General features: G+C 72.6%; 19 protein-coding genes and 1 tRNA gene. 12 read left to right on the top strand and 8 right to left on the bottom strand.

Going from position 1 to position 19,134, the window contains the following annotated elements:
* Position 1 precedes the first annotated feature (1 nt).
* Together ACIQI7_RS11105 and ACIQI7_RS11100 are read right to left on the bottom strand one after the other, a co-directional pair.
* Complete coding sequence (locus tag ACIQI7_RS11105) at positions 2–220, bottom strand: zinc ribbon domain-containing protein (protein ID WP_359914456.1); 219 nt, start codon at positions 218–220, stop codon at positions 2–4.
* Positions 221–330: 110 nt separating this feature from the next.
* The gene (locus ACIQI7_RS11100) at positions 331–1,650 is read right to left on the bottom strand and encodes a hypothetical protein (protein WP_401107539.1); all 1,320 of its coding nucleotides are present in this window, start codon (positions 1,648–1,650) and stop codon (positions 331–333) included.
* 246 nt (positions 1,651–1,896) lie between these two features.
* Between ACIQI7_RS11100 and ACIQI7_RS11095 the strand changes: the two genes are divergently transcribed.
* Positions 1,897–1,968 (top strand) — tRNA-Val (locus ACIQI7_RS11095).
* A 65-nt stretch (positions 1,969–2,033) separates the two neighbouring features.
* Here ACIQI7_RS11095 and ACIQI7_RS11090 read toward each other — a convergent pair.
* Together ACIQI7_RS11090 and ACIQI7_RS11085 are read right to left on the bottom strand one after the other, a co-directional pair.
* Positions 2,034–3,287: a restriction endonuclease gene (locus ACIQI7_RS11090; RefSeq protein WP_401107537.1), complete on the bottom strand. Its 1,254-nt coding sequence runs from the start codon at positions 3,285–3,287 to the stop codon at positions 2,034–2,036.
* A 157-nt stretch (positions 3,288–3,444) separates the two neighbouring features.
* On the bottom strand, positions 3,445–3,588 hold the full coding sequence (locus tag ACIQI7_RS11085; RefSeq protein ID WP_401107534.1) for an integrase: 144 nt from the start codon (positions 3,586–3,588) through the stop codon (positions 3,445–3,447).
* A 118-nt stretch (positions 3,589–3,706) separates the two neighbouring features.
* On the opposite strand from ACIQI7_RS11085, the gene ACIQI7_RS11080 reads away from it, so the two are divergent.
* Complete coding sequence (locus ACIQI7_RS11080) at positions 3,707–3,853, top strand: hypothetical protein (RefSeq protein WP_401107531.1); 147 nt, start codon at positions 3,707–3,709, stop codon at positions 3,851–3,853.
* A gap of 384 nt (positions 3,854–4,237) precedes the next feature.
* On the opposite strand, the gene ACIQI7_RS11075 is transcribed toward ACIQI7_RS11080, so the two are convergent.
* A complete protein-coding gene (locus tag ACIQI7_RS11075; RefSeq protein ID WP_401107528.1) occupies positions 4,238–4,849 on the bottom strand; it encodes a hypothetical protein in 612 nt (203 codons plus the stop codon).
* Positions 4,850–5,051: 202 nt separating this feature from the next.
* On the opposite strand from ACIQI7_RS11075, the gene ACIQI7_RS11070 reads away from it, so the two are divergent.
* The 8 genes from ACIQI7_RS11070 to ACIQI7_RS11035 all read left to right on the top strand — a co-directional run bounded on the left by ACIQI7_RS11070 (position 5,052) and on the right by ACIQI7_RS11035 (position 15,207).
* Entirely contained in the window at positions 5,052–5,663 is a 612-nt protein-coding gene (locus ACIQI7_RS11070; protein WP_401107526.1) for an HAD family hydrolase, read from the top strand.
* A gap of 256 nt (positions 5,664–5,919) precedes the next feature.
* Positions 5,920–6,624 (top strand): VIT family protein, encoded by a 705-nt coding sequence (locus tag ACIQI7_RS11065; protein WP_401107524.1) that lies wholly within the window; start codon positions 5,920–5,922, stop codon positions 6,622–6,624.
* Positions 6,625–6,806: 182 nt separating this feature from the next.
* Positions 6,807–9,338 carry an ATP-dependent Clp protease ATP-binding subunit gene (locus ACIQI7_RS11060; protein WP_401108015.1) on the top strand — a complete coding sequence of 844 codons (2,532 nt, stop codon included), beginning with the start codon at positions 6,807–6,809 and terminating at the stop codon, positions 9,336–9,338.
* A gap of 94 nt (positions 9,339–9,432) precedes the next feature.
* Positions 9,433–10,677: a sensor histidine kinase gene (locus ACIQI7_RS11055; RefSeq protein ID WP_401107522.1), complete on the top strand. Its 1,245-nt coding sequence runs from the start codon at positions 9,433–9,435 to the stop codon at positions 10,675–10,677.
* Complete coding sequence (locus tag ACIQI7_RS11050; RefSeq protein WP_401107519.1) at positions 10,674–11,351, top strand: response regulator; 678 nt, start codon at positions 10,674–10,676, stop codon at positions 11,349–11,351. Before ACIQI7_RS11055 ends, ACIQI7_RS11050 begins: the two co-directional genes overlap by 4 nt.
* A gap of 240 nt (positions 11,352–11,591) precedes the next feature.
* Positions 11,592–11,885, top strand: a complete 294-nt coding sequence (locus ACIQI7_RS11045; RefSeq protein WP_401107517.1) for an SHOCT domain-containing protein — start codon at positions 11,592–11,594, stop codon at positions 11,883–11,885.
* Entirely contained in the window at positions 11,882–12,637 is a 756-nt protein-coding gene (locus ACIQI7_RS11040; protein WP_401107514.1) for an ABC transporter ATP-binding protein, read from the top strand. The genes ACIQI7_RS11045 and ACIQI7_RS11040 overlap by 4 nt, the downstream gene beginning before the upstream one ends.
* Positions 12,634–15,207 (top strand): FtsX-like permease family protein, encoded by a 2,574-nt coding sequence (locus ACIQI7_RS11035; protein WP_401107511.1) that lies wholly within the window; start codon positions 12,634–12,636, stop codon positions 15,205–15,207. The genes ACIQI7_RS11040 and ACIQI7_RS11035 overlap by 4 nt, the downstream gene beginning before the upstream one ends.
* A gap of 155 nt (positions 15,208–15,362) precedes the next feature.
* Here the strand turns inward: ACIQI7_RS11035 and ACIQI7_RS11030 are convergent, their stop codons facing one another.
* The 3 genes from ACIQI7_RS11030 to ACIQI7_RS11020 all read right to left on the bottom strand — a co-directional run bounded on the left by ACIQI7_RS11030 (position 15,363) and on the right by ACIQI7_RS11020 (position 16,973).
* Positions 15,363–16,247, bottom strand: a complete 885-nt coding sequence (locus ACIQI7_RS11030) for a metallophosphoesterase family protein (RefSeq protein WP_387748554.1) — start codon at positions 16,245–16,247, stop codon at positions 15,363–15,365.
* Positions 16,248–16,376: 129 nt separating this feature from the next.
* The gene (locus ACIQI7_RS11025; protein ID WP_401107508.1) at positions 16,377–16,760 is read right to left on the bottom strand and encodes a hypothetical protein; all 384 of its coding nucleotides are present in this window, start codon (positions 16,758–16,760) and stop codon (positions 16,377–16,379) included.
* 57 nt (positions 16,761–16,817) lie between these two features.
* Positions 16,818–16,973 carry a hypothetical protein gene (locus tag ACIQI7_RS11020; protein ID WP_387748558.1) on the bottom strand — a complete coding sequence of 52 codons (156 nt, stop codon included), beginning with the start codon at positions 16,971–16,973 and terminating at the stop codon, positions 16,818–16,820.
* Between the two features lie 119 nt (positions 16,974–17,092).
* Between ACIQI7_RS11020 and ACIQI7_RS11015 the strand changes: the two genes are divergently transcribed.
* Both ACIQI7_RS11015 and ACIQI7_RS11010 read left to right on the top strand, forming a co-directional pair.
* Positions 17,093–17,722 (top strand): TetR family transcriptional regulator, encoded by a 630-nt coding sequence (locus ACIQI7_RS11015; protein ID WP_401107505.1) that lies wholly within the window; start codon positions 17,093–17,095, stop codon positions 17,720–17,722.
* Between the two features lie 391 nt (positions 17,723–18,113).
* Positions 18,114–18,968, top strand: coding sequence for a serine protease (locus ACIQI7_RS11010; protein WP_401107503.1), 855 nt, complete (start codon positions 18,114–18,116; stop codon positions 18,966–18,968).
* Positions 18,969–19,134 lie beyond the last annotated feature (166 nt).

Raw genomic sequence — 19,134 nt, 5'->3', positions numbered from 1 at the left:
CTCAGCCGCAGCAGCCGCCGCCGCAGCACCCGCCCCCGCCCCCGGCGGCGGGGGCCTGCTGGGCGGCGGCCGCGCCGCCCGTGACGGCGACGGTGGACAGCAGCTTCACGGTGTCCTCGTGGCCCTGCGGGCAGACGGCGGGGTCGTTGGCCTGGGCCATCGGACGGCGGAGCTCGAAGGTGGCGCCGCAGGAGCGGCAGCGGAAGTCGTAACGAGGCATACCGGCAGAGTACCCAGCCGGGTGCCCGCCGGGTCCCGCTCCTCCTGCTTCCTCCCTCCTCCCTCTCCTCCTTCCTCCCTCTCCTTCTCCTCTTTTTTCTCCTGCTCGTCCTACCGGTGGCCGCCGAGGTCCTCGCGGATCAGTTCGATCACCCGTGCAGAGGTGTCCCGCACCGCCGCGAGCTCGGTCAGGAAGTGCCAGTAGTCGGGGTGCCGGCCGGCCTCCTCCAGCGCGGCCACCGCCCGGTCCAGACGGGCCACCGCCTCGTCCAGCGGGGCGGCGTGCCGAGGGTCCGGCGCGCTGCGGCCGGCCATCGCCAGCCGCTGCGCGTCCCGGATCGCGAAGCGGGCGCGCTCGATCTCCTTGTGGGGGTCGTGCTGCACCTCGTTCAGCTGCCGCAGCCGGTCGTTCACCGCGGCCACCGAGCCGTCGGCGGTCTCCAGCAGTGCGCGGACCGTCCCGATCGCACCGGTGGCGTCCGCCCAGCGCTGCTCGTCCCGGGCCCGGGCGGCCTCGGCGAGCTTGCGCTCGGCGGCGCGCCCGGTCTCCGCGACCTGGTCCGGCACCCGCTGGAGGTCCTGCCAGCAGGCGGTGCTGAACCGGCGGCGCAGCTCGCTCAGGGCGGGCGCGACCGTCTCGGCCTTGGTCTCCAGCGCCTGGATGCGGGTGCGCAGGCTCGCCAGCCGACGGTCGATCTCCCGCGCCCGCTCCGGCAGCTGCCCGGCGTCGGCGGCGATCGCCTCGGCGCGCTGCTTCACGTCGTCCGCGCGCCGCAGGGTGTCCGCGACCCCGTGCCGGGCCGGGCCCTCGTTCAGCCGGCCGAGCTCGGGCGCCAGTTCGGCCAGCCGGGCCGCCAGGTCGTCCGCCCGCAGGCCGGCGCCGCGCGCCTCGTCCAGCGCGGTGGTGGCCGCCAGCAACGCCCGCTTGGCCTGCTCGACCGCCGGGGTGACCCGCATCAGCTGCTGCTCGGCGTGCTCGACGGCCGGCTGCAGGCGCCGCAGGAAGTCGTTCAGCTCCGAGCGGGCCGAGCCGAGCTGGCCCTTCGCGTCCTCCAGCTGGCGCCTGGCCTGCGCGGCCGCGCCCGCGTCCAGGGTCTCGCTGTCCAGGTTGTGGGCGTCGAGCGCGGCCAGGTAGTTCACGGTGACCTGGTCGACCCGGCCGGAGATCGCCGCCAGGTCGGCCAGCGCGCGCTGCGCCGTCTGGCCCTCCTCGGCCGCGCGGACCGTCTCCACCGCGAGCTGCACCTCGCGCTGGGTCTCCTCCAGCTCGTAGAACGCCTCCTGGGCCGCCGCCCGGGCCTCCCGGGCCTGCGCCCGTCCGCCCTCACCGCCGCCGCGCCGGCCCCACCAGCCGCTGCTCCCGGCCGAGGCCAGCCCGACCGCCCCCAGCGCACCCGCCAGCACCACCGGCAGCACCAACGCGTCCGCCAACGCACTCCCCGCCCGACGCCGCCCCCGCCCGCTCCCGCCGGCCACCGTCACTGCGCGCTCCCTGCTCCGACCCGCTGATCCGGCCCCATTCTCCCCGATCCCCCCACCCGCCCGTCACCCCCTCCCGCCCCATCCACCCCCGGCCCCACCCACCGGGCCCACCCCCTCACCCGCCACCTGTCCCACACCACCCCCCGGGACCAGGTACCCTAGGCTCTCGTCGTGCGCCCACCGGGCCACGACCGGGGGCGCGTAGCTCAGTGGTAGAGCGCTGCTCTTACAAAGCAGATGTCGGCGGTTCGAAACCGTCCGCGCCCACAGATGAGAAGGGCCAGTTCGGAGGCAGGATCCTCCCGAACTGGCCCTTGATCGTTCCCGGGCTCCTACTCGTCCCGTGCCATCCTCGTGCCAGATGCCGGTGCGGGATACCGCTTGGCCAGCCATTCTTCGACCGCAGTCTTGGACGTGTATCCGTGCTGGCGGAGGAGTTCGACGATGTCGCGGCCGCAGATCAGGACTACCGGGTGCTCATCGTCACGGATCTCCTTCTGCACCTGCTGGTTGAAGTAGGACGTCGTAACGAGGACCCCGAAGTTTCGGTGCCGGAGCCGTGAGATCAGGCGGCTTCCTTCCTTCACGCCGACGGCCTGGTCGGGCGACTTGCACTTTGCTTCCAGGGCGAAGTCGATGGCGATCCGGTCAGTCGGAGGGCCCAGGTAGTACTGCCCCACGGCGTCGCGGCCGCCATCGCGGCTCCGACGGGTCACCTCGACCTGGCCGGTCGCCGGCGCGAGAAGGCGCCACAGTTCTACCGCGCACGGCTCGAAGTCGTGCTCCCGGCCGCGGAAGTGCTCGCGGATTGTTGCCAGGATCTCCCGGGAGTTCGGGTCAGAGGGCAGCTGCTCCGCCTGGCTGCGGATGACGGTCGTCGCCGGGGCAGTGAGCGGAAGGTAGGAGCGGGTTTCGACCCAGGTCCGCCACGCGTCGGGGCAGTCGCCCTCCAGAGGGTCTCCACCCTCGATGAGGTGCTGGATCCACTTGCGTGTAATGACAGCCTGGTCCAGCACGGTGAACCGGGCCCGGTAGTTCTGGAAGCGCTCGCCGCCGGTTGTGCGCCAGATGGCGGCGAGTTCGTCATCCGAGGTGAGAGCCGGGCCGCCCGGCGCGAGCAGTCCACGGAACCGGACGCCGCGGCCGGCGGCGCCAGCCTTCTCGAAGAGCAGGAACGGTGGTATTCGACGCCGCTCCTCGGGACCCGCATGGGATGCAGCGAAGACGTCCCGGAGGAGGAGGTTGCCACCGGGCTTCGTTCCGTGCAGTTCGTGTCCGGGCTTCTTGTTGTCCCCGTAGTAGGTGAACGTTCCGGTCTGCGGATCGAGAGCATCCGGCCAATCGGACTCCCGGCCGGTCGTGTAGAGGACGGCCAGTCGGACGTTCTGATTCCAGGGTGAACCGGCCAGCCGGAAGCCTCCCTGGTTACCCACCTTCGGGACCAGCTTGTTGATCGGGTCGTCCGAGATGTTGCCTTTGGTACCACCCGGATAGAACGCGTCGAGGTGGAGATCGACATCGGTCAGTTCATCGAATGTTGCTGCGGGTTGCTCGGTCTGTGATGAGGGTGTGCTGGCGACAGGCACGCGCTCAGGCTCCGTTCTGGGCGACTGGCAGTTCGTATGTACGAATGTGGAGTTTCTCGCGGGTCCGATCGCCGGCTGACACTGGGGCGTGATCGCAGCGGAGAAGGTAGCGAGGCCGGTCCCAAGGGGGCCGGCCCGGCTGCGCTGAGTGAGCTGGCTACTGACTGGCTTCTGTAGCCGGATCGTCGCGCTGGAGCGCCTGGCGGACCGCCGCGCCCATGCGGTCGGCGATGGCCCGGTCTCTGGTCATGTGCTGGTGGATCAGCGCGGCCCGGGTGCTGCTGTGCCTCATCCTGGTCATGAGCTCGCGGGTGCGAACCCGGATCGAGGCGTCCCGGAAGTTGCTGCGGCGGAGCTCCCCGCCACCCGGGCCTGATGAATAGGTGCCCGTCCGGGCCGGGGCCGGTGTACCGGTCGAGGTGGTGCGCCAGGTCGTCGACGATCTCGGCGGGGAAGGCCATCGGCCGGAAGCCCGTGCGGCTCTGGAATACCTCGTCGTACAGGCGCCTGCTGTTGAGCTCGGCCTGGTGAACGCGGCACTCCTGGACGAGCAGGCTGCGAGCTGATCAGCTAACAAGCCCGGTGGGGCGGTGGACGGGACTGGTACGACTTTGGCTACTTCATCAAGAGCACGCACGGCGCGCCATCGCGCCGCCCAGCCGATCGCTGTCACTCCTGTCTTTGCTCCGCTCCGACGGCTAGCCGCAGAGAGCGACCAGCCGCCTGGAGGCCGAGGTCAGAATCTGCGGGGGCTAGGGCGGCTGGCATCGCGGTCTTGCCACATCTCTGGATCAGGACCCGAATTGCGCAAGGCCGGGGCCACTCGATCAAATTGCGGTCAGACGCAGAGATCCCTGACCTAGCTTACGCCCCCGATCATGCTCAACCCTAGATCGAACGGGACGCCAGCCAGAACTCCGCCGCCCGTTACTCTGAGCTTCGCTGTTGAATCAGCGCACGGTACGGTGGCCGGGCGTCTGGACTTGGCTCCTCTGGCGAGCTGCAATATGCGTGTCGATATCGTTGATGAACAGGCCGAGAAGATCCCCGTCTCCCACCTTCGCCCCCTTGTGGCCGTAGTCCTGCCGGATGGCCATCAGTACTTTTTCGAGTGCAAATATGGCATCCTCCGGTGAGAGGTTGGCGACAGTACGTTTGAATCGTGACCATTCAACGAGCACCTCATCAGACGACCACGTGATGAGGTCGGGCGTGAGGTCGCGGAAGAGAGCTTCGGCAGCAGCAGTTTGCTGAGGTCCAGCTTCCGCCTGGAGTAGTGTGAAAAGGCCGGATACGAGCCTGGAGTACACAGGGATCTTGCTGATGCGGATTTCGGCCTCAATGGTCTTGCGCTTCTCGATGTACCGGCCTAGAACTAGTGTGGCTACCGCGACGATCACGGTGGCCATTGCCGTGACGGCAGCAGCGGAGATTGTTGGGTTGACTCCGTCGAAGATCTGACGCCCGAGTTGGCGGGCAGTGAGTCCTATTACCTCAACTGCACCCACGAGTAGTGAGGCGAGGAGGACCAGGGCACCCATTCCCTTGAAGAGCATTCGCATGGCGAAACCTTGGCAGATGACTACGACAAAGGGAATAGATGATCCAGACTGAGCGCATGTCAGCTCAATAGAGGTTCGCTGAGATTGGCGATGACGGCGTTCTGCGTGCCACTCGCGAGGTCGCGGCGGTGGGGATTCCCTCGGGGTGGCGTCCGTGGGGCTGTCGGGGTGGGCGGGGCGGTGGTAGGGAAGGGGGGTGCTGATGACCAGGGCGTTCGATGCGGTGCTGTGCGATGTGGACGGGGTGATCCGGTTCTTCGACGGGGACCGGGTGGCGGCGTTGGAGCGGGCGGCGGGGGTGGGGGAGGGGAGTACGGCGGCGGTCGCGTTCGCGCCGGAGAACGACGGGCCGTTGCTGCTCGGGCGGATCGGGAGGGCCGAGTGGGTGGACTCGATCGCGCGGGGGCTGGCCGGGCGGGTGACGTGGGCGCAGGCGCGCGGGCTGGCGGAGGCGTTCGCGAATGCGCCGTTCCGGGCGGATGAGGCGGTGGTGGGGATGCTGCGGCGGGTACGGGAGCACTGCCCGGTGGTGCTGGTGACCAATGCGACGGTGTGGCTGGACGAGGACTTGGCGCTGCTGGGGCTGACGGACTTGGCGGACGAGGTGGTGAACAGCTCCCGGGTGGGCAGTGCCAAGCCGGAGCGGCGGATCTACGAGATCGCCGCCGAGCGGGCCGGGGTGGCGCCGGAGCGGTGCCTGTTCGTGGACGACCGGCAGGAGAACGTGGACGCGGCGGTGGCGCTGGGCATGACCGGGGTGCGCTACCGGGGGCCGGAGGACCTGCGGCGCGCGCTGGCGCCGTTGCTGGTCTGACGGGTGGTGTGGGCGGCGCCGTTGAGGTGGCGGGTCTGGCCGGTGATGTCGGCGGGGGTGCCGGGCGCAGGGTGGTGGTGAAGGCGGCGCCCAGCAGGTGTGGGGAGCCGGGCGGCGCGGCTGGTGGACGGGCGGTCGCCGGCGGAGCGCGGGGCTCTGCCCGCGGGGGAGCTGCGGGTGGCGGGCCGGGGGTGGCGGGGCCCGGGGTGGCGGGCGAGGATCGGGGGAGCGGGCGGACCCCTGAGGCGGTGGGTGGATGGCTGAGCAGGTCGGGGGGTCGCGGGCGGAGTTGTCGTCGCGGCTGAACTGGCTGCGGGCGGCCGTGCTGGGGGCCAACGACGGCGTGGTGTCGACGGCCGGTCTGGTGACCGGGGTGGCGGGCGCGGAGGGCTCCCGGACGGTGCTGCTCGCGGCCGGGGTGGCCGGGCTGCTGGCGGGGGCGATGTCGATGGCGGCCGGTGAGTACGTGTCGGTCAGCACCCAACGGGACACCGAGCGGGCCGCGTTGGCGCGGGAGCGGCGGGAGCTCGCGGAGGACCCGGAGGGGGAGCTCGACGAGCTGACCGACTACTACCGGGTCAGCGGGCTGGAGGACGACCTGGCCCGGGAGGTGGCGACGGCGCTGACCGAGCGGGACGCGCTGGCCGCCCACGCGCAGACCGAACTCGGCATCGACCCGGACGTGTTGACCAATCCCTGGGAGGCGGCGCTGGCCAGCGCGGCGGCGTTCACTCTGGGCGCGCTGGTGCCGCTGCTGGCGGTGCTGCTGCCGCCGGAGTCCTGGCGGCTGCTGGTGACGGTGGTGTCAGTGGTGGCCGCGCTGACCCTGTCGGGCTGGGCGAGCGCCCGACTGGGGGGTGCCGGTCCGGCCCGGGCGGTCCTGCGCAACGTCGTGGGCGGGCTGCTGGCGATGGCGGTGACGTACAGCGGCGGTGTGCTGCTGGAGCAGGTCACCGGGTGAGGCCGGGACCCGTACGACCACGGGAGCAGGCTCCGGGCGGGCATGCTCCCCCGGCCGTACGACCGGGGAGCAGTGCGGCCCGGGTGCTCCGCGTGACGGCCCCCGTCGGCTCGACAGGCGAGCCGGTGCGCCCTGTGTTTGTGTGGCTGCAAACCGCTTGGGAGAGGTGAATCGCCGTGACCATGCCCCCGTTCGGATCGAACGATCCGTTCTCCGATCTGCTCAGCCGGTTCTTCGGGATGAGCCCGCTGGCGTCCCCGCCCGCCGTGCAGCGGGTGCCGATCGGGCGGCTGCTCAGCGAGTCCTCGCAGGAACTGCTCGCGCTGGCCGCGCGGCGGGCGGCCGAGGACGGCTCCAGTGACCTGGACACCGCGCACCTGGCCTGGGCGGCCACCCGGGTGGACCCCTCGCGCCGGATGCTGGAACGGGCCGGCATCGACCCGGACCGGCTCTCCGGGGACCTGGAGCACGCGCTGCCGTCCGGCACCGCCGACGGGGTGGACGGCCGGCCGGCGCTCACCCCCTCGGCGAAGCGCGCGCTGCTCGCCGCGCACGCCCGCTCGCAGGCGGTCGGCGCCTCGTACATCGGCCCGGAGCACATCCTCGGCGCGCTGCTCGACCAGGAGCGCTCGGGCGCGGGTGTGGCGCTGCGCAACGCGGCGCCCTCGCAGGACGCGCTGAAGTCGGTGCTGGAGGGGCGCGGCACCGGCGGCGAGCGCAGCAGCACGGGCGCCCACCCGAGCGAGACGCCGACGCTGGACGAGTACGGGCGCGACCTCACCGAGGAGGCGCGCTCGGGCCGCCTGGACCCGGTGGTCGGGCGGGCCGAGGAGATCGAGCAGACCGTCGAGATCCTCTCCCGGCGGACCAAGAACAACCCGGTGCTGATCGGCGAGCCGGGCGTCGGCAAGACCGCGATCGTCGAGGGCCTGGCCCAGCGGATCGTCTCCGGGGACGTGCCGCAGAGCCTCAAGGAGAAGCGGGTGGTGACGCTCGACCTGACCGCGCTGGTGGCCGGCTCCAAGTACCGGGGCGAGTTCGAGGAGCGGCTGAAGAACGTGATCGACGAGGTCACCGCGGCCGAGAAGAGCGTGATCCTGTTCCTGGACGAGCTGCACACCGTGGTCGGCGCGGGCGGCGGCGAGGGTTCGATGGACGCCGGCAACATCCTCAAACCGGCCTTGGCGCGCGGCGAGTTGAGCGTGGTCGGCGCGACCACCCTGGACGAGTACCGCAAGCACGTGGAGAAGGACGCCGCGCTGGAGCGCCGCTTCCAGCCGGTGCTGGTGCCCGAGCCCAGCGTCGAGGAGACGATCGAGATCCTCCGGGGTCTGCGCGACGCGTACGAGGCGCACCACCAGGTGCGGTTCACCGACGAGGCGCTGGACGCGGCGGCGACGCTCTCCGACCGGTACGTCAGTGACCGCTTCCTGCCGGACAAGGCGATCGACCTGCTGGACCAGGCCGGCGCCCGGGTCCGGCTGCGCAGTCTGAGCGGGTCCACCGAGGCGACCGGGGTGCAGGACCGGATCACCAAGCTGAAGCGCGAGTTGGACCAGGCCGTCGCGGACGAGGAGTTCGTCCGGGCCGCCAACCTGAAGACCGAGCTGCGGCAGACCGAGGACGAGCTGGCGGCGACCGCCGAGGCCCGCGAGGAGGTCGTCGACGTGACGGCCGACGACATCGCGCAGGTGCTCTCCTCCCGGACCGGCATCCCCGTGGCGGAGCTGAACGCGACCGAGAAGGAGCGGCTGCTCAAGCTGGAGGAGCACCTGCACGAGAAGGTGATCGGCCAGGACGAGGCGGTCACCGCCGTCGCCCAGGCGGTGCGCCGCGGCCGGGCGGGGATGGGCGACCCGGAGCGGCCGACCGGCTCCTTCCTCTTCCTCGGGCCGACCGGCGTCGGCAAGACCGAGCTGGCGAAGGCGCTGGCGGCGCTGCTGTTCGGCGACCCGGACCGGATGATCCGCTTCGACATGAGCGAGTTCCAGGAGAAGCACACCGTCTCCCGGCTGGTCGGCTCCCCGCCCGGGTACGTCGGCTACGAGGAGGCCGGGCAGCTGACCGAGGCGGTGCGCCGCAAGCCGTACAGCGTGCTGCTCTTCGACGAGGTGGAGAAGGCCCACCCGGACGTCTTCAACCTGCTGCTCCAGGTGTTGGACGACGGGCGGCTGACAGACTCCCAGGGGCGTACGGTCGACTTCCGCAACACCGTGGTGATCATGACCAGCAACATCGGCTCGCAGCGGATCCTCGACCACGCGGGGAACGTGGACGAGATCCGGGACGACCTGATGCGTGACCTGCGCCGGCAGTTCCGGCCGGAGTTCCTCAACCGGATCGACGAGGTGATCGTCTTCCACGCGCTCACCCGGAAGGACCTGCTGTCGGTGGTCGACCTGCTGCTGGAGCGCAGCCGGCGCCGGCTGCGGGCCCAGGACGTCCAGCTGGACGTCACCGAGGCGGCCAAGGAGTACCTGGTCAACCGGGGCTACCAGCCGGAGTTCGGGGCCAGGCCGCTGCGCCGGACGATCCAGTCGGAGCTGGACAACCGGATCTCCAACCTGCTGCTGGACGGTTCGGTGCGGGAGGGGGACACGCTGATCGCGGACGTGAGCGACGGGGAGCTGGTGGTCACGCTGGCGCGGCCGGAGGCGGCGGCGACCTTCGAGGAGGCGCAGGCCGGGGCCGCCTCGGCCGCCGCGCAGGGCTGACGGCGAACAGCTTCGGGCGTACTCCAGCGGGAGTACGCCCGAACGCCACTGGTGGAGGACGCGCGGGGACGCGGCGCCGGTCTAGCTTGTGGGCATGATGCCGCCCACGTCCCCGCCGCCCGAGCCGCCGTCGGCCGGGCAGTCACCGGAGGAGCCGCCCGAGCCGTGGCGTCCGCCGTGGGTGCGCGCGGCCAAGGCAGGTTACCCGCTCGGGGTGGCGGCGGTGGCAGCGGTGGCCCAGGTGGTCGGCTCGACCTTCGCCGCGCACAACCAGCACGGGCGGGTTCCGCTGGACGCCTTCGGCTACCTGCTGCTGCTGCTCGGGCCGGCCCTGCTGGTGCTGCGCGACCGGTGGCCGGTCGCGGTGGTGGCCGGCACCTCGGCCGTCACCGCCGGGTACCTGGCCGGCGGGTACCCGTACGGGCCGGCCTTCCTGAGCTGGCTGGTCGCCTGCTGCGTGGCGATCGGGTCCGGCCACCGCCGCGCGGCCTGGGCCGGCGTGGGCGGGGTCTACCTGGTGCACCTGCTGGGCACCTTCGTGCTGCCGGAGAGCTGGCGGCGCGCGGCCCCGCCGTCCGGCAGCGTCTGGCTGCAGGAGCTCGGGCTGCTGGCCTGGCTGCTGCTGGTGATGGCGGGGGGCGAGCTGGTCCGGTTCCGGCGCGAGCGGATCGCCGCCCACCGGGCCTACCGGCAGCAGCTGGAGGAGCGCCGGGCCAACGAGGAACGGCTCAGGATGGCCCGGGAGTTGCACGACATCCTGGCGCACAGCCTGTCGCTGATCAACGTCCAGGCGGGGGCCGCGCTGGCGCTGCTCGACCGTCGGCCGGAGGAGGCCCGCAGCGCGCTGGTCACCATCAAGTCGACCAGCAAGGAGGCGCTCGGCGAGGTCCGCCAGGTGCTCGCGACGCTGCGCGGGCCCGGAGCGGCGCCGCGCGGGCCGGCCCCGGGGCTGGACCGGCTGGACGAACTCGCCGAGCAGGCGGACCGGGTGGGCCTGGAGGCGGAGGTGCAGGAGCGCGGCACACGGCGCGCGCTGTCCGCCACCGTCGACCTCACCGCCTTCCGGATCGTCCAGGAGGCGCTCACCAACGTCGTGCGGCACTCGGCGGCCCGGCAGGCGGTCGTGGTGCTGGACTGGACGGACCCGGCCGTGCTGGTCGTCCGGGTGGAGGACCCGGGGCCCGCGGTGCTCGGTGACGCGGGCGGGTCGGGCAGCGGGCTGGTCGGGATGCGGGAACGCGCGGCGGCGTTCGGTGGCACCATCACCGCGGGGCCGCTGCCCGACGGCGGCTTCCGGGTCCGGGCGGAGCTGCCGACACCGAAGGCGGAGAGCGATTGATTCGGGTACTGCTGGCGGATGACCAACTGCTGGTCAGGGCGGGCTTCCGGGCCCTGCTGGACCTCCAGGACGACCTCACGGTGGTCGGCGAGGCGGACGACGGCGAGGCCGCGCTGCGGCTCGCCCGCGAACTCGTGCCGGACGTCGTGCTGATGGACATCCGGATGCCGCGGATGGACGGGCTGGAGGCGACCAGGATGATCGCCGAGGACCAGGCGCTGTCCTCCGTGCGGGTGGTCGTGCTGACCACGTTCGAGCTGGACGAGTACGTCTTCGAGGCGCTGCGCTCGGGGGCGGCGGGCTTCCTGGTGAAGGACACCGAGCCGGCCGATCTGCTGCGGGCGATCCGGGTCGCCGTCGCGGGGGACGCGCTGCTCTCACCGGGGGTCACCAGGCGGCTGATCGGCGAGTTCGCCGCCCGGTCGAAGGCGCCCGAGGCGGTGCCGGAGGGGCTCTCGGACATCTTGATGCTGACCGAGCGGGAGCGCGAGGTGCTGGCGCTGGTCGGGATGGGGCTGTCCAACGAGGAGATCGCCCGGCGGCTGGTGGTCAGCCCGCTGACGGCGAAGACGCACGTCAGCCGGGCGATGCTGAAGCTCGGCGCGCGGGACCGGGCGCAACTGGTGGTGCTGGCCTACGAGTCGGGGCTGGTGCGGCCGGGCTGGCTGGGCTGAGCGGCTTCCGCGCGGTTGCGGTTGCGGTCGGTGGCGGTCGCGGCCGGGCTCGTGGCTTCGGGCTTCGCGGTGCGGGCGCTACTTCCGGCCCGGCGTGTCACGGACGGCTCCTACTCTCCCGGGAGTATCCCAACTGCCGCTGCTGGTAGGACGCGTGATGAGGCTCCGCGGCGGGACGCTCTAGGCACCTCGGGAACCACCCGAGGTCCTGGAGGCCCACCACCGAGGAGTTGAACCACCATGTACACCCAGCTGGCCGACTGGCACGGCCCCGGCCCGTGGATCCTGCTGATCCCGCTGGTCTGGATCGCCGTGGTGGTCCTGGTGATCGCGGTGCTGCGCCGCACGGTCTGGCGGCGGCACGGCTGCGGGTTCGGGCCCGGGGCAGGGTCCGGGGCCGTGGCGGAGCATCCGCTGGCCGTCCTGGGCCGCCGCTACGCCGAGGGCGACATCGACGCCGAGGAGTACCGCGCCAAGCGGGCCGTGCTCAGCGAGCCGCCGCGTGGCGACGCCGGGGGAGGTGGTGCCAGGTGACCACCCTGGACGTCGTACGGGGCGCCGCCGCCCGGGTCGCCGACGCCGTGAAGATCTACGGCGTCGGCGGCACCGAGGTCCGGGCGCTGGACCACGTGACGGTGGAGTTCCCGGCCGGGCGGTTCACCGCCATCATGGGCCCGTCCGGTTCGGGCAAGTCCACTCTGATGCACTGCGCGGCCGGGCTGGACACGCTCACCGCCGGAAGCGCCTGGATCGGCGACACCGAGCTCGGCCCGCTCGGCGACCGGCGGCTCACCCTGCTGCGCCGGGAGCGGATCGGCTTCGTGTTCCAGGCCTTCAACCTGGTGCCCACCCTCACCGTCCTGGAGAACATCACCCTCCCGCTCGACCTGGCCGGGGCCGCCCCCGACCGGGCCTGGCTGGAGGCACTGGTCGACGTGGTGGGCCTGGGGGACCGCCTGCGGCACCGCCCGAGCGAGCTCTCCGGCGGCCAGCAGCAGCGGGTCGCCGTGGCCCGGGCGCTGGCCGGGCGGCCGCAGGTGGTCTTCGCCGACGAGCCGACCGGCAACCTCGACTCCCGCAGCGGCGGCGAGGTGCTCGGCCTGCTGCGCCGGGCGGTGGACGAGATGGGCCGGGCCGTGGTCATGGTCACCCACGATCCGACGGCCGCGGGCTGGGCCGACGAGGCGCTCTTCCTCGCCGACGGACGGCTGGTCGACCGGATGCGGCAGCCCACCTCCGCCCTCGTGCTGGACCGGATGAAGGCCTTCGAACGGGGGCGGGCATGAACACCGTCCCGCTCCGGCTCAGCCTGCGCTCGCTGCGCGCCCACAAGCGGCGGCTGGCCGGCACCCTCCTGTCCATCCTGCTCGGGGTGAGCTTCCTGACCGGCACGATGGTGCTCGGCGACACCCTGCGGGCCAACTTCGACACCCTCTTCGCCGACGCCAACGCCGGCACCGACGTCGTGGTCCGCAGTGCCGACGTGCTGGACTCGGCGGGCACGGCCGGCGGGGTGCGGGCGCCGGTGGCGGCCGCGCTCGCCGACCGGCTGCGCACGGTGCCCGGAGTGGCGGCCGCAGAGCCGTCCGTCCAGGGCGCCGGCCAGCTCATCGGGAGCAACGGCAAGCCCATCGGCGGCCAGGGCCCGCCCACCCTGGCGGGCAACTGGCTGGCGGACGGCCGGCTCAACCCGTACCGGCTGGCCGAGGGCCGGGCGCCGGCCGCCCCGGGCGAGGTCGTGGTGAACCGGGGCGCGGCGAAGGCGGGCGGGCTGCGCCTCGGCTCCACCACCGTGCTGCGCACCCCGGATCCGGTGCCGGTCACCGTCGTCGGCATCGCCACCTTCGGGGCGGCCGCGGACGGCATGGGGCCGAGCACCTTCACCGCGATGACCTTCGCGGACGCCGAGCGGTACCTCACGCCCAAGGGCGAGGGGCAGGCCAGCTCGATCCAGGTCCGCGCGGCGGGCGGGGTCTCCCAGCGGGAGCTGGTCGACCGGATCACCCCGCGACTGCCCGCCGGCGTCCAGGCGATCACCGGCGCGGCGGCCACCCAGGAGTCCACCCAGCTGCTGTCCGGGCGCTTCCTGACCATGTTCACCACGCTGCTGCTGGTCTTCGCCGGGATCGCGCTGCTGGTGGCGACGTTCACCATCCACAACACCTTCGCGATCGTGGTCGCCCAGCGGACCAGGGAGAACGCGCTGCTGCGGGCGCTCGGCGCGGTGCGCGGCCAGGTGCTCGGGGCGACCTTGGCGGAGGCGCTGGCGGTCGGCCTGCTGGCCTCGCTCGGCGGGCTGCTGGGCGGGATCGGCGTGGCCGCCGGGCTCAAGGCGCTCTTCTCCGCGCTCGGCTTCGCGCTGCCGACCGGCGGCATGGTGATCGGTACGGCCGCCGTCCTGCTGCCGCTGCTGGTCGGCACGCTGGTCGCGGTGGGCTCCGCGCTGCTGCCGGCCGTCCGGGCCGGGCGGACGGCCCCGCTGGCGGCCCTGCGGGACACCGGAGTCGACCGGGCGGCGCAGGGCCGCTCGGGAGCCGTCCGGGTGGTGCTGGGCGGCCTGCTGCTGGCCGGGGGCGTACCGGTGGCCGTCCTCGGTGCGACCGACGGCCCGTCCGTGCTGCTGACGGCGGTCGGGGCACTCGCGGTGCTGGCCGGCACGGTGGTGCTGGGCCCGGTCGCCGCGGTGTTCGCGGTACGGACGCTGGGGACGCCGCTGCCCAGGCTGCGCGGAGTCTCCGGGGTGCTCGCCCGGCGCAACGCGGCCCGCAATCCGCGCCGGACGGCGGCCACCGCGAGCGCGCTGATGATCGGTGTCGCGGTGGTCACGCTGTTCACCGTCTTCGGGGCCTCGATCAAGGCCACCCTGGACGACACCGTGAGCAAGTCCTTCGCCGGCGATCTCGCCGTCACCACCGCCTCGTTCGGGGCCGGCGGCAGCGGGATCAGCCCCAAGGTGGCGGACGCCCTGGCGGCCCTGCCCGAGGTGCGGCAGACGGTCGGGCTCGGCCGGGGCGTGGCCCGGATCGACGGGCACGGTCGGACGCTGGACGTCACCGATCCCGCCCGGCTCTCCGGCATCGTCGACCTCGGCCGGGTGGACGGCTCTCTGGCCGCGCTCGGCACGGACGGGCTGGCGGTCTCCCGCAGCGAGGCGCAACAGCACGGCTGGCGGCTCGGGCAGACCGTCACCGTGGGGTTCACCGACGGCGCGAGCGGCCCGTTCACCATCCGCGCCCTGTACGAGGGCGGCAGCCTGGCCGGCGACTACCTGATGACCCGGCAGGCCTGGGCCCCGCACCGGGGGCAGGACGCGGACACCATGGTCGCGGTCGGGCTGCGCGACGGCGTCCCGGCCGCCGAGGGCAAGGCGGCGGTGGAACGGGCACTGGTCCCGTACGGCAGTCCGCAGGTGCAGGACCGCGCCGAGTACGCGAAGAGCGCCGCCTCCGGCGTCGACACGATGCTCTCGGTGGTCTACGCGCTGCTGGCGCTGGCGGTGCTGATCGCCCTCCTGGGTATCGCCAACACCCTGACGCTGGCGGTGCACGAGCGGACCAGGGAGTTGGGGCTGCTGCGGGCGGTCGGCCAGACCAGAGCTCAGCTGCGCGGCATGGTGCGCTGGGAGTCGGTGCTGGTGGCGGCCTTCGGGACGGTCGGCGGACTGGGGCTCGGAGCCTTCCTCGGCTGGGCCCTGGTGCGGGCCTCGGACGGCGCGGGAACGGGATCGTTCGCGATACCGCCGCTGCAGCTGGCCGTGGTCCTGGCGGCCGGGCTATTGGCGGGCGCGGTGGCCGGACTCCGCCCGGCGGGCCGGGCGGCGCGGCTGGACGTCCTGCGGGCGATAGCGACGGAGTAGGAGGTGGTGGACCGGACGGCGGCAGAGCGGGCCGAGGCAGAGCGGGCCGAGGCAGAACACGGCGCGGTCGGAAGGGATGTGGCGGCCCGGCAGGTGAGGGGGTGGCGGAGCCGGGCCGCCGGAGGGCGGACAGGAGGTGCGGGTGAACGGCAGGCTCAGACCGCCGACTGCGGGAAGACTTCGCGCAGCAGCGGGTCCGGCAGTCCGCGCTTGCGCCACTCGCGCGGATAGCCGAGCGAGACCTCCGTGAACGGGACGCCGTCGTAGGTGGTCCGGCGCGGGATGTGGAGGTGACCGTAGATCATCGCCGCGGTGTTGTACCGGGTGTGCCAGTCGGCGGTCAGCTCGGTCCCGCACCACTGGGCGAACTCGGGGTACCAGAGGATCTCGGTGGGCTGGCGGACCAGCGGGTAGTGGTTGACGAAGACGAGCGGGACGTCCGGGTCGCACTCCGCCAGCCGCTTCTCGGTCAGCCGGACGCGCTCCCGGCACCAGGAGTCACGGTCCGGGAACGGGTCCGGGTAGAGCATCCGCTCGTCCGCGCAGACGATGCCGCTCTCGTAGGCGGCCGCCAGGGAGGCCTCCTTGGTGGTCGTGCCCGGAGCGCGGAAGGTGTAGTCGTAGAGGAGGAAGAGCGGGACGATGCGGACCGGTCCGCCGGGGCCCTCCCAGACCGGGTACGGGTCCTCCGGGGTCACCACGCCGAGCCGGCGGCAGCGCTCCACCAGGTGCTCGTAGCGGGCCACCCCGCGCAGTTGGACCGGGTCCTCGGGGTGGGTCCACAGCTCGTGGTTGCCGGGCACCCACACCACCCGGGCGAAGCGCTCGGCGAGCAGGCCGAGGGCCCACTCGATGCTGGTGGTGAGCTCGGCGACGTCACCGGCGACGAGCAGCCAGTCGCCGGGGTGGGAGGGCTGGAGCTTCTCCACCAGGTCGCGGTTCTCCTGGTAGGAGATGTGCAGATCGCTCACGGCGAGCAGCCGTCCACCCGTCGGGGTGGGCCGTTCCGGCTGTGCGTCGCTGCGGTTCTCCGTAGTCACTCCTGCCCCCTGAGGTCGCCCGGCCGATGGGCCCCACCCTACGTGGCGGGCCGGGCGGGCGGGGCGGGTTGACGGGATCAGTCGTTCGAAACCGGTCGGCCGGGACGCCAGGAACGGAAGGGAGGCGGTTCAGGAGCCGATGTCGATGAGCACCCCGTGGGAGGTGGCGGTGGTGACGGCGAGGATCACCAGCGAGGCGATGCCGAGGGACAGGCCGAGGACGGCGCGGCCGCGTCGGCTGGTGCCGCGGACCAGGGCCAGGGTGCCCAGGGTGATGGCGATCGGCCCGAGGACGATGTTGAACAGCAGCAGGCCGGGCAGGCCGAGGAGGAAGGAGGCGACGGCCAGGCCGTCGGCGTCGGCGGCGCCCTGACGGGTGGTCTCCTGCACCGTGGTTTCCTCTGCCGTGGTCTCAGGTGCGTTGGTCTCCTGCCCGTTGGCCCGCAGGCGGCTGACGCCCTGGCGGTCGACGGCGGGACGGTCGACGGTGGGACGGTCGGTGTCGGTGCTCATGGTGGTGCGGGTCCTCTCTGTGGAGTGGCCGCGAGTGCGGTCCGCGGAGCGGCGGGGTCAGCGGTGCCGGAGGCGGGAGATGCCCTCGCGGGCGCCGAAGGCCAGCAGCCAGGCGGTGATGCCGGCGGAGGCGGCGAGGAAGACCGGGAGCGAGGTGTGGGCGGCGGTACCGATCAGGATGCCCATGGCGACCAGGGCGGAGAACAGGATCACGGCTGACTCCTTCGGTTGCGGCTGGGACTGCGCCGATTTCGGTTGACAACTGTTCACTGACTTCGGTCCCACTGTACGCCGACTGGCGAAGTTCAGCAAACGAATGTTTACTGAATGGCGTGAGTCACACCGTTGGGGCCAGACAGGCCCAGAAGCAGCAGAGCCGCCGGGCCCTGCTGGACGCCGGGCTGCACCTGTTGGCCGATCAGAACCTGGCGAGCCTGGGCGTCCGCGAGGTCACCCGCGAGGCGGGGCTCTCCCCGGCCGCCTTCTACCGGCACTTCCCCGACCTCGCCGCCCTCGGGGTGGCGCTGGTCGAGGAGTCGCTGGCCAGCCTGCACGTCATGATCCGCTCCGTGCTCGCCGAGGCCGGCGACGCCGAGGAGCTGATCGACCGTGCGGTGGACGTGATCGAACGGCACGTCCGGGAGAACCGGGGACACGTCCGCTTCCTGGCACGCGAGCGGCACGGCGGGGTGCGGCAGGTGCGCGAGGCGATCGACGCCGAACTCGGCCGCTTCGCCGCCGAGGTGGGAGCCGCCCTGGCGCTGCAGCCGGTGTCGCGGGGGTGGAGCGAGCAGGACCTGCGGATGCTCGCCGAGCTGTACGTCGACCACATGGTCTCCATGGCCGCCGCCTTCCTGGAGGCGCTGGAGGCGGACCCGCCCCGGGGCCGACGGATCGCCGCCACCGCGCGCCTCCAGCTGCGCCTGATCAGCCGCGGCCGGGAGCACTGGCGGGCCGGTTGACCGTACCGGCAGGGGAGTTGACGGCCCCGCGACGGCCGGCCGAGCCCTCCCTCGGGCGGCGCCCAGGGCCGCAGGCCGCGCGCCGAGCCAGATGCGAGGGGTCGCACGCCCCGGGCGCCGCCCCGAGCGGCAGGCCGCACCGTCGAGTGGCAGGCCGCGTTCCGCGCCGCCGCGCCGAACGGCAGGCTGCGCCGCCGCGCCGAGCGGCGCGTTCCGCACCGCTGCGCCGCCGCGCCGCCGCGCCCTGGCCCCGAGCCGGGCGTCGGCGGTAACCGGCCAATGCGGCTTTGAGCGGTTCTTGGTATCGCCTTGACTCTTGACAGTGGGTCATGTCCGCGACAGCTTTGGTGGACCCCCACCCGTGGACCCCCCCCACACCGAGAGGTCTCTCATGAAGAAGCCGCTCATAGGCACGGTCGCGACGCTCCTGGTGGCCGGGGCCACCGCCCTCGTCGGAGCCGTCCCGGCCCAGGCCGCAGCCCCCGCGACCAAGCCGGTCGCCGAGCCCGTCGCCGCCGTCAACTTCGCCGGGACGGTCGCACTCAGCAACTGCTCCGGCTCGCTGGTGCGGATGCCCGGCTCGGCCGCGAGCGACCCGGCCCTCGTGCTCTCCAACGGCCACTGCCTGGAGACCGGCATGCCCGGCCCGGGTGAGGTGGTCCTCAATCGGACCTCCAGCCGGTCCTTCACCCTGCTCAACGGGAGCGGCAGCGGCGTCGGAACCCTGCGCGCCACCAAGATCGTCTACGGCGCGATGACCGACACCGACGTGTCGATCTACCAACTGAACACCACCTACGCCTCGATCCAGTCCCGGTACGGGATAGCCCCGTTGACCATCGCCGCCACCCACCCGGTCCAGGGCACCTCGATCCGGGTCGTCTCCGGCTACTGGAAGAAGATCTACTCCTGCTCGGTCGACGGCTTCGCCTACCGGTTGAAGGAAGCCGACTGGACCTTCAAGGACTCGGTCCGCTACACGTCCACCTGCAACGTGATCGGCGGCACCTCCGGCTCGCCGGTGGTCGACGCCTCGACCGGCCAGGTGGTCGCCGTCAACAACACGATCAACGAGAACGGCGAGCGCTGCACCATGGACAACCCGTGCGAGGTGGACCAGAACGGCACGGTGACGGTCCGCCAGGGCATCGGTTACGCCCAGGAGACCTACGGGATCCCGGCCTGCTTCGCCGCCGGCAACCGCTTCGACCTCACCCTCCCCGGGTGCACCCTGCCCCGCCCGTAGACGGCCAGGACACCCCGAGCGGCCAGGACAACCCCACTGACCAGCACTTTTTCCCCGATGGGCCATCCGCGAACAGCGGGTGGCCCATTCGGCCGTCCATCGGTCGGCCGCCGCACCACCCACGCCGCCCGGCCGTTCCGGCAGGCGGCAGTCATACCAGTTGAAC

This window comes from Kitasatospora sp. NPDC092039 (genome assembly GCF_044756065.1).
In the GTDB taxonomy this organism is placed as follows: domain Bacteria; phylum Actinomycetota; class Actinomycetes; order Streptomycetales; family Streptomycetaceae; genus Kitasatospora.
This window is presented reverse-complemented; position numbering and strand designations above follow the sequence as displayed.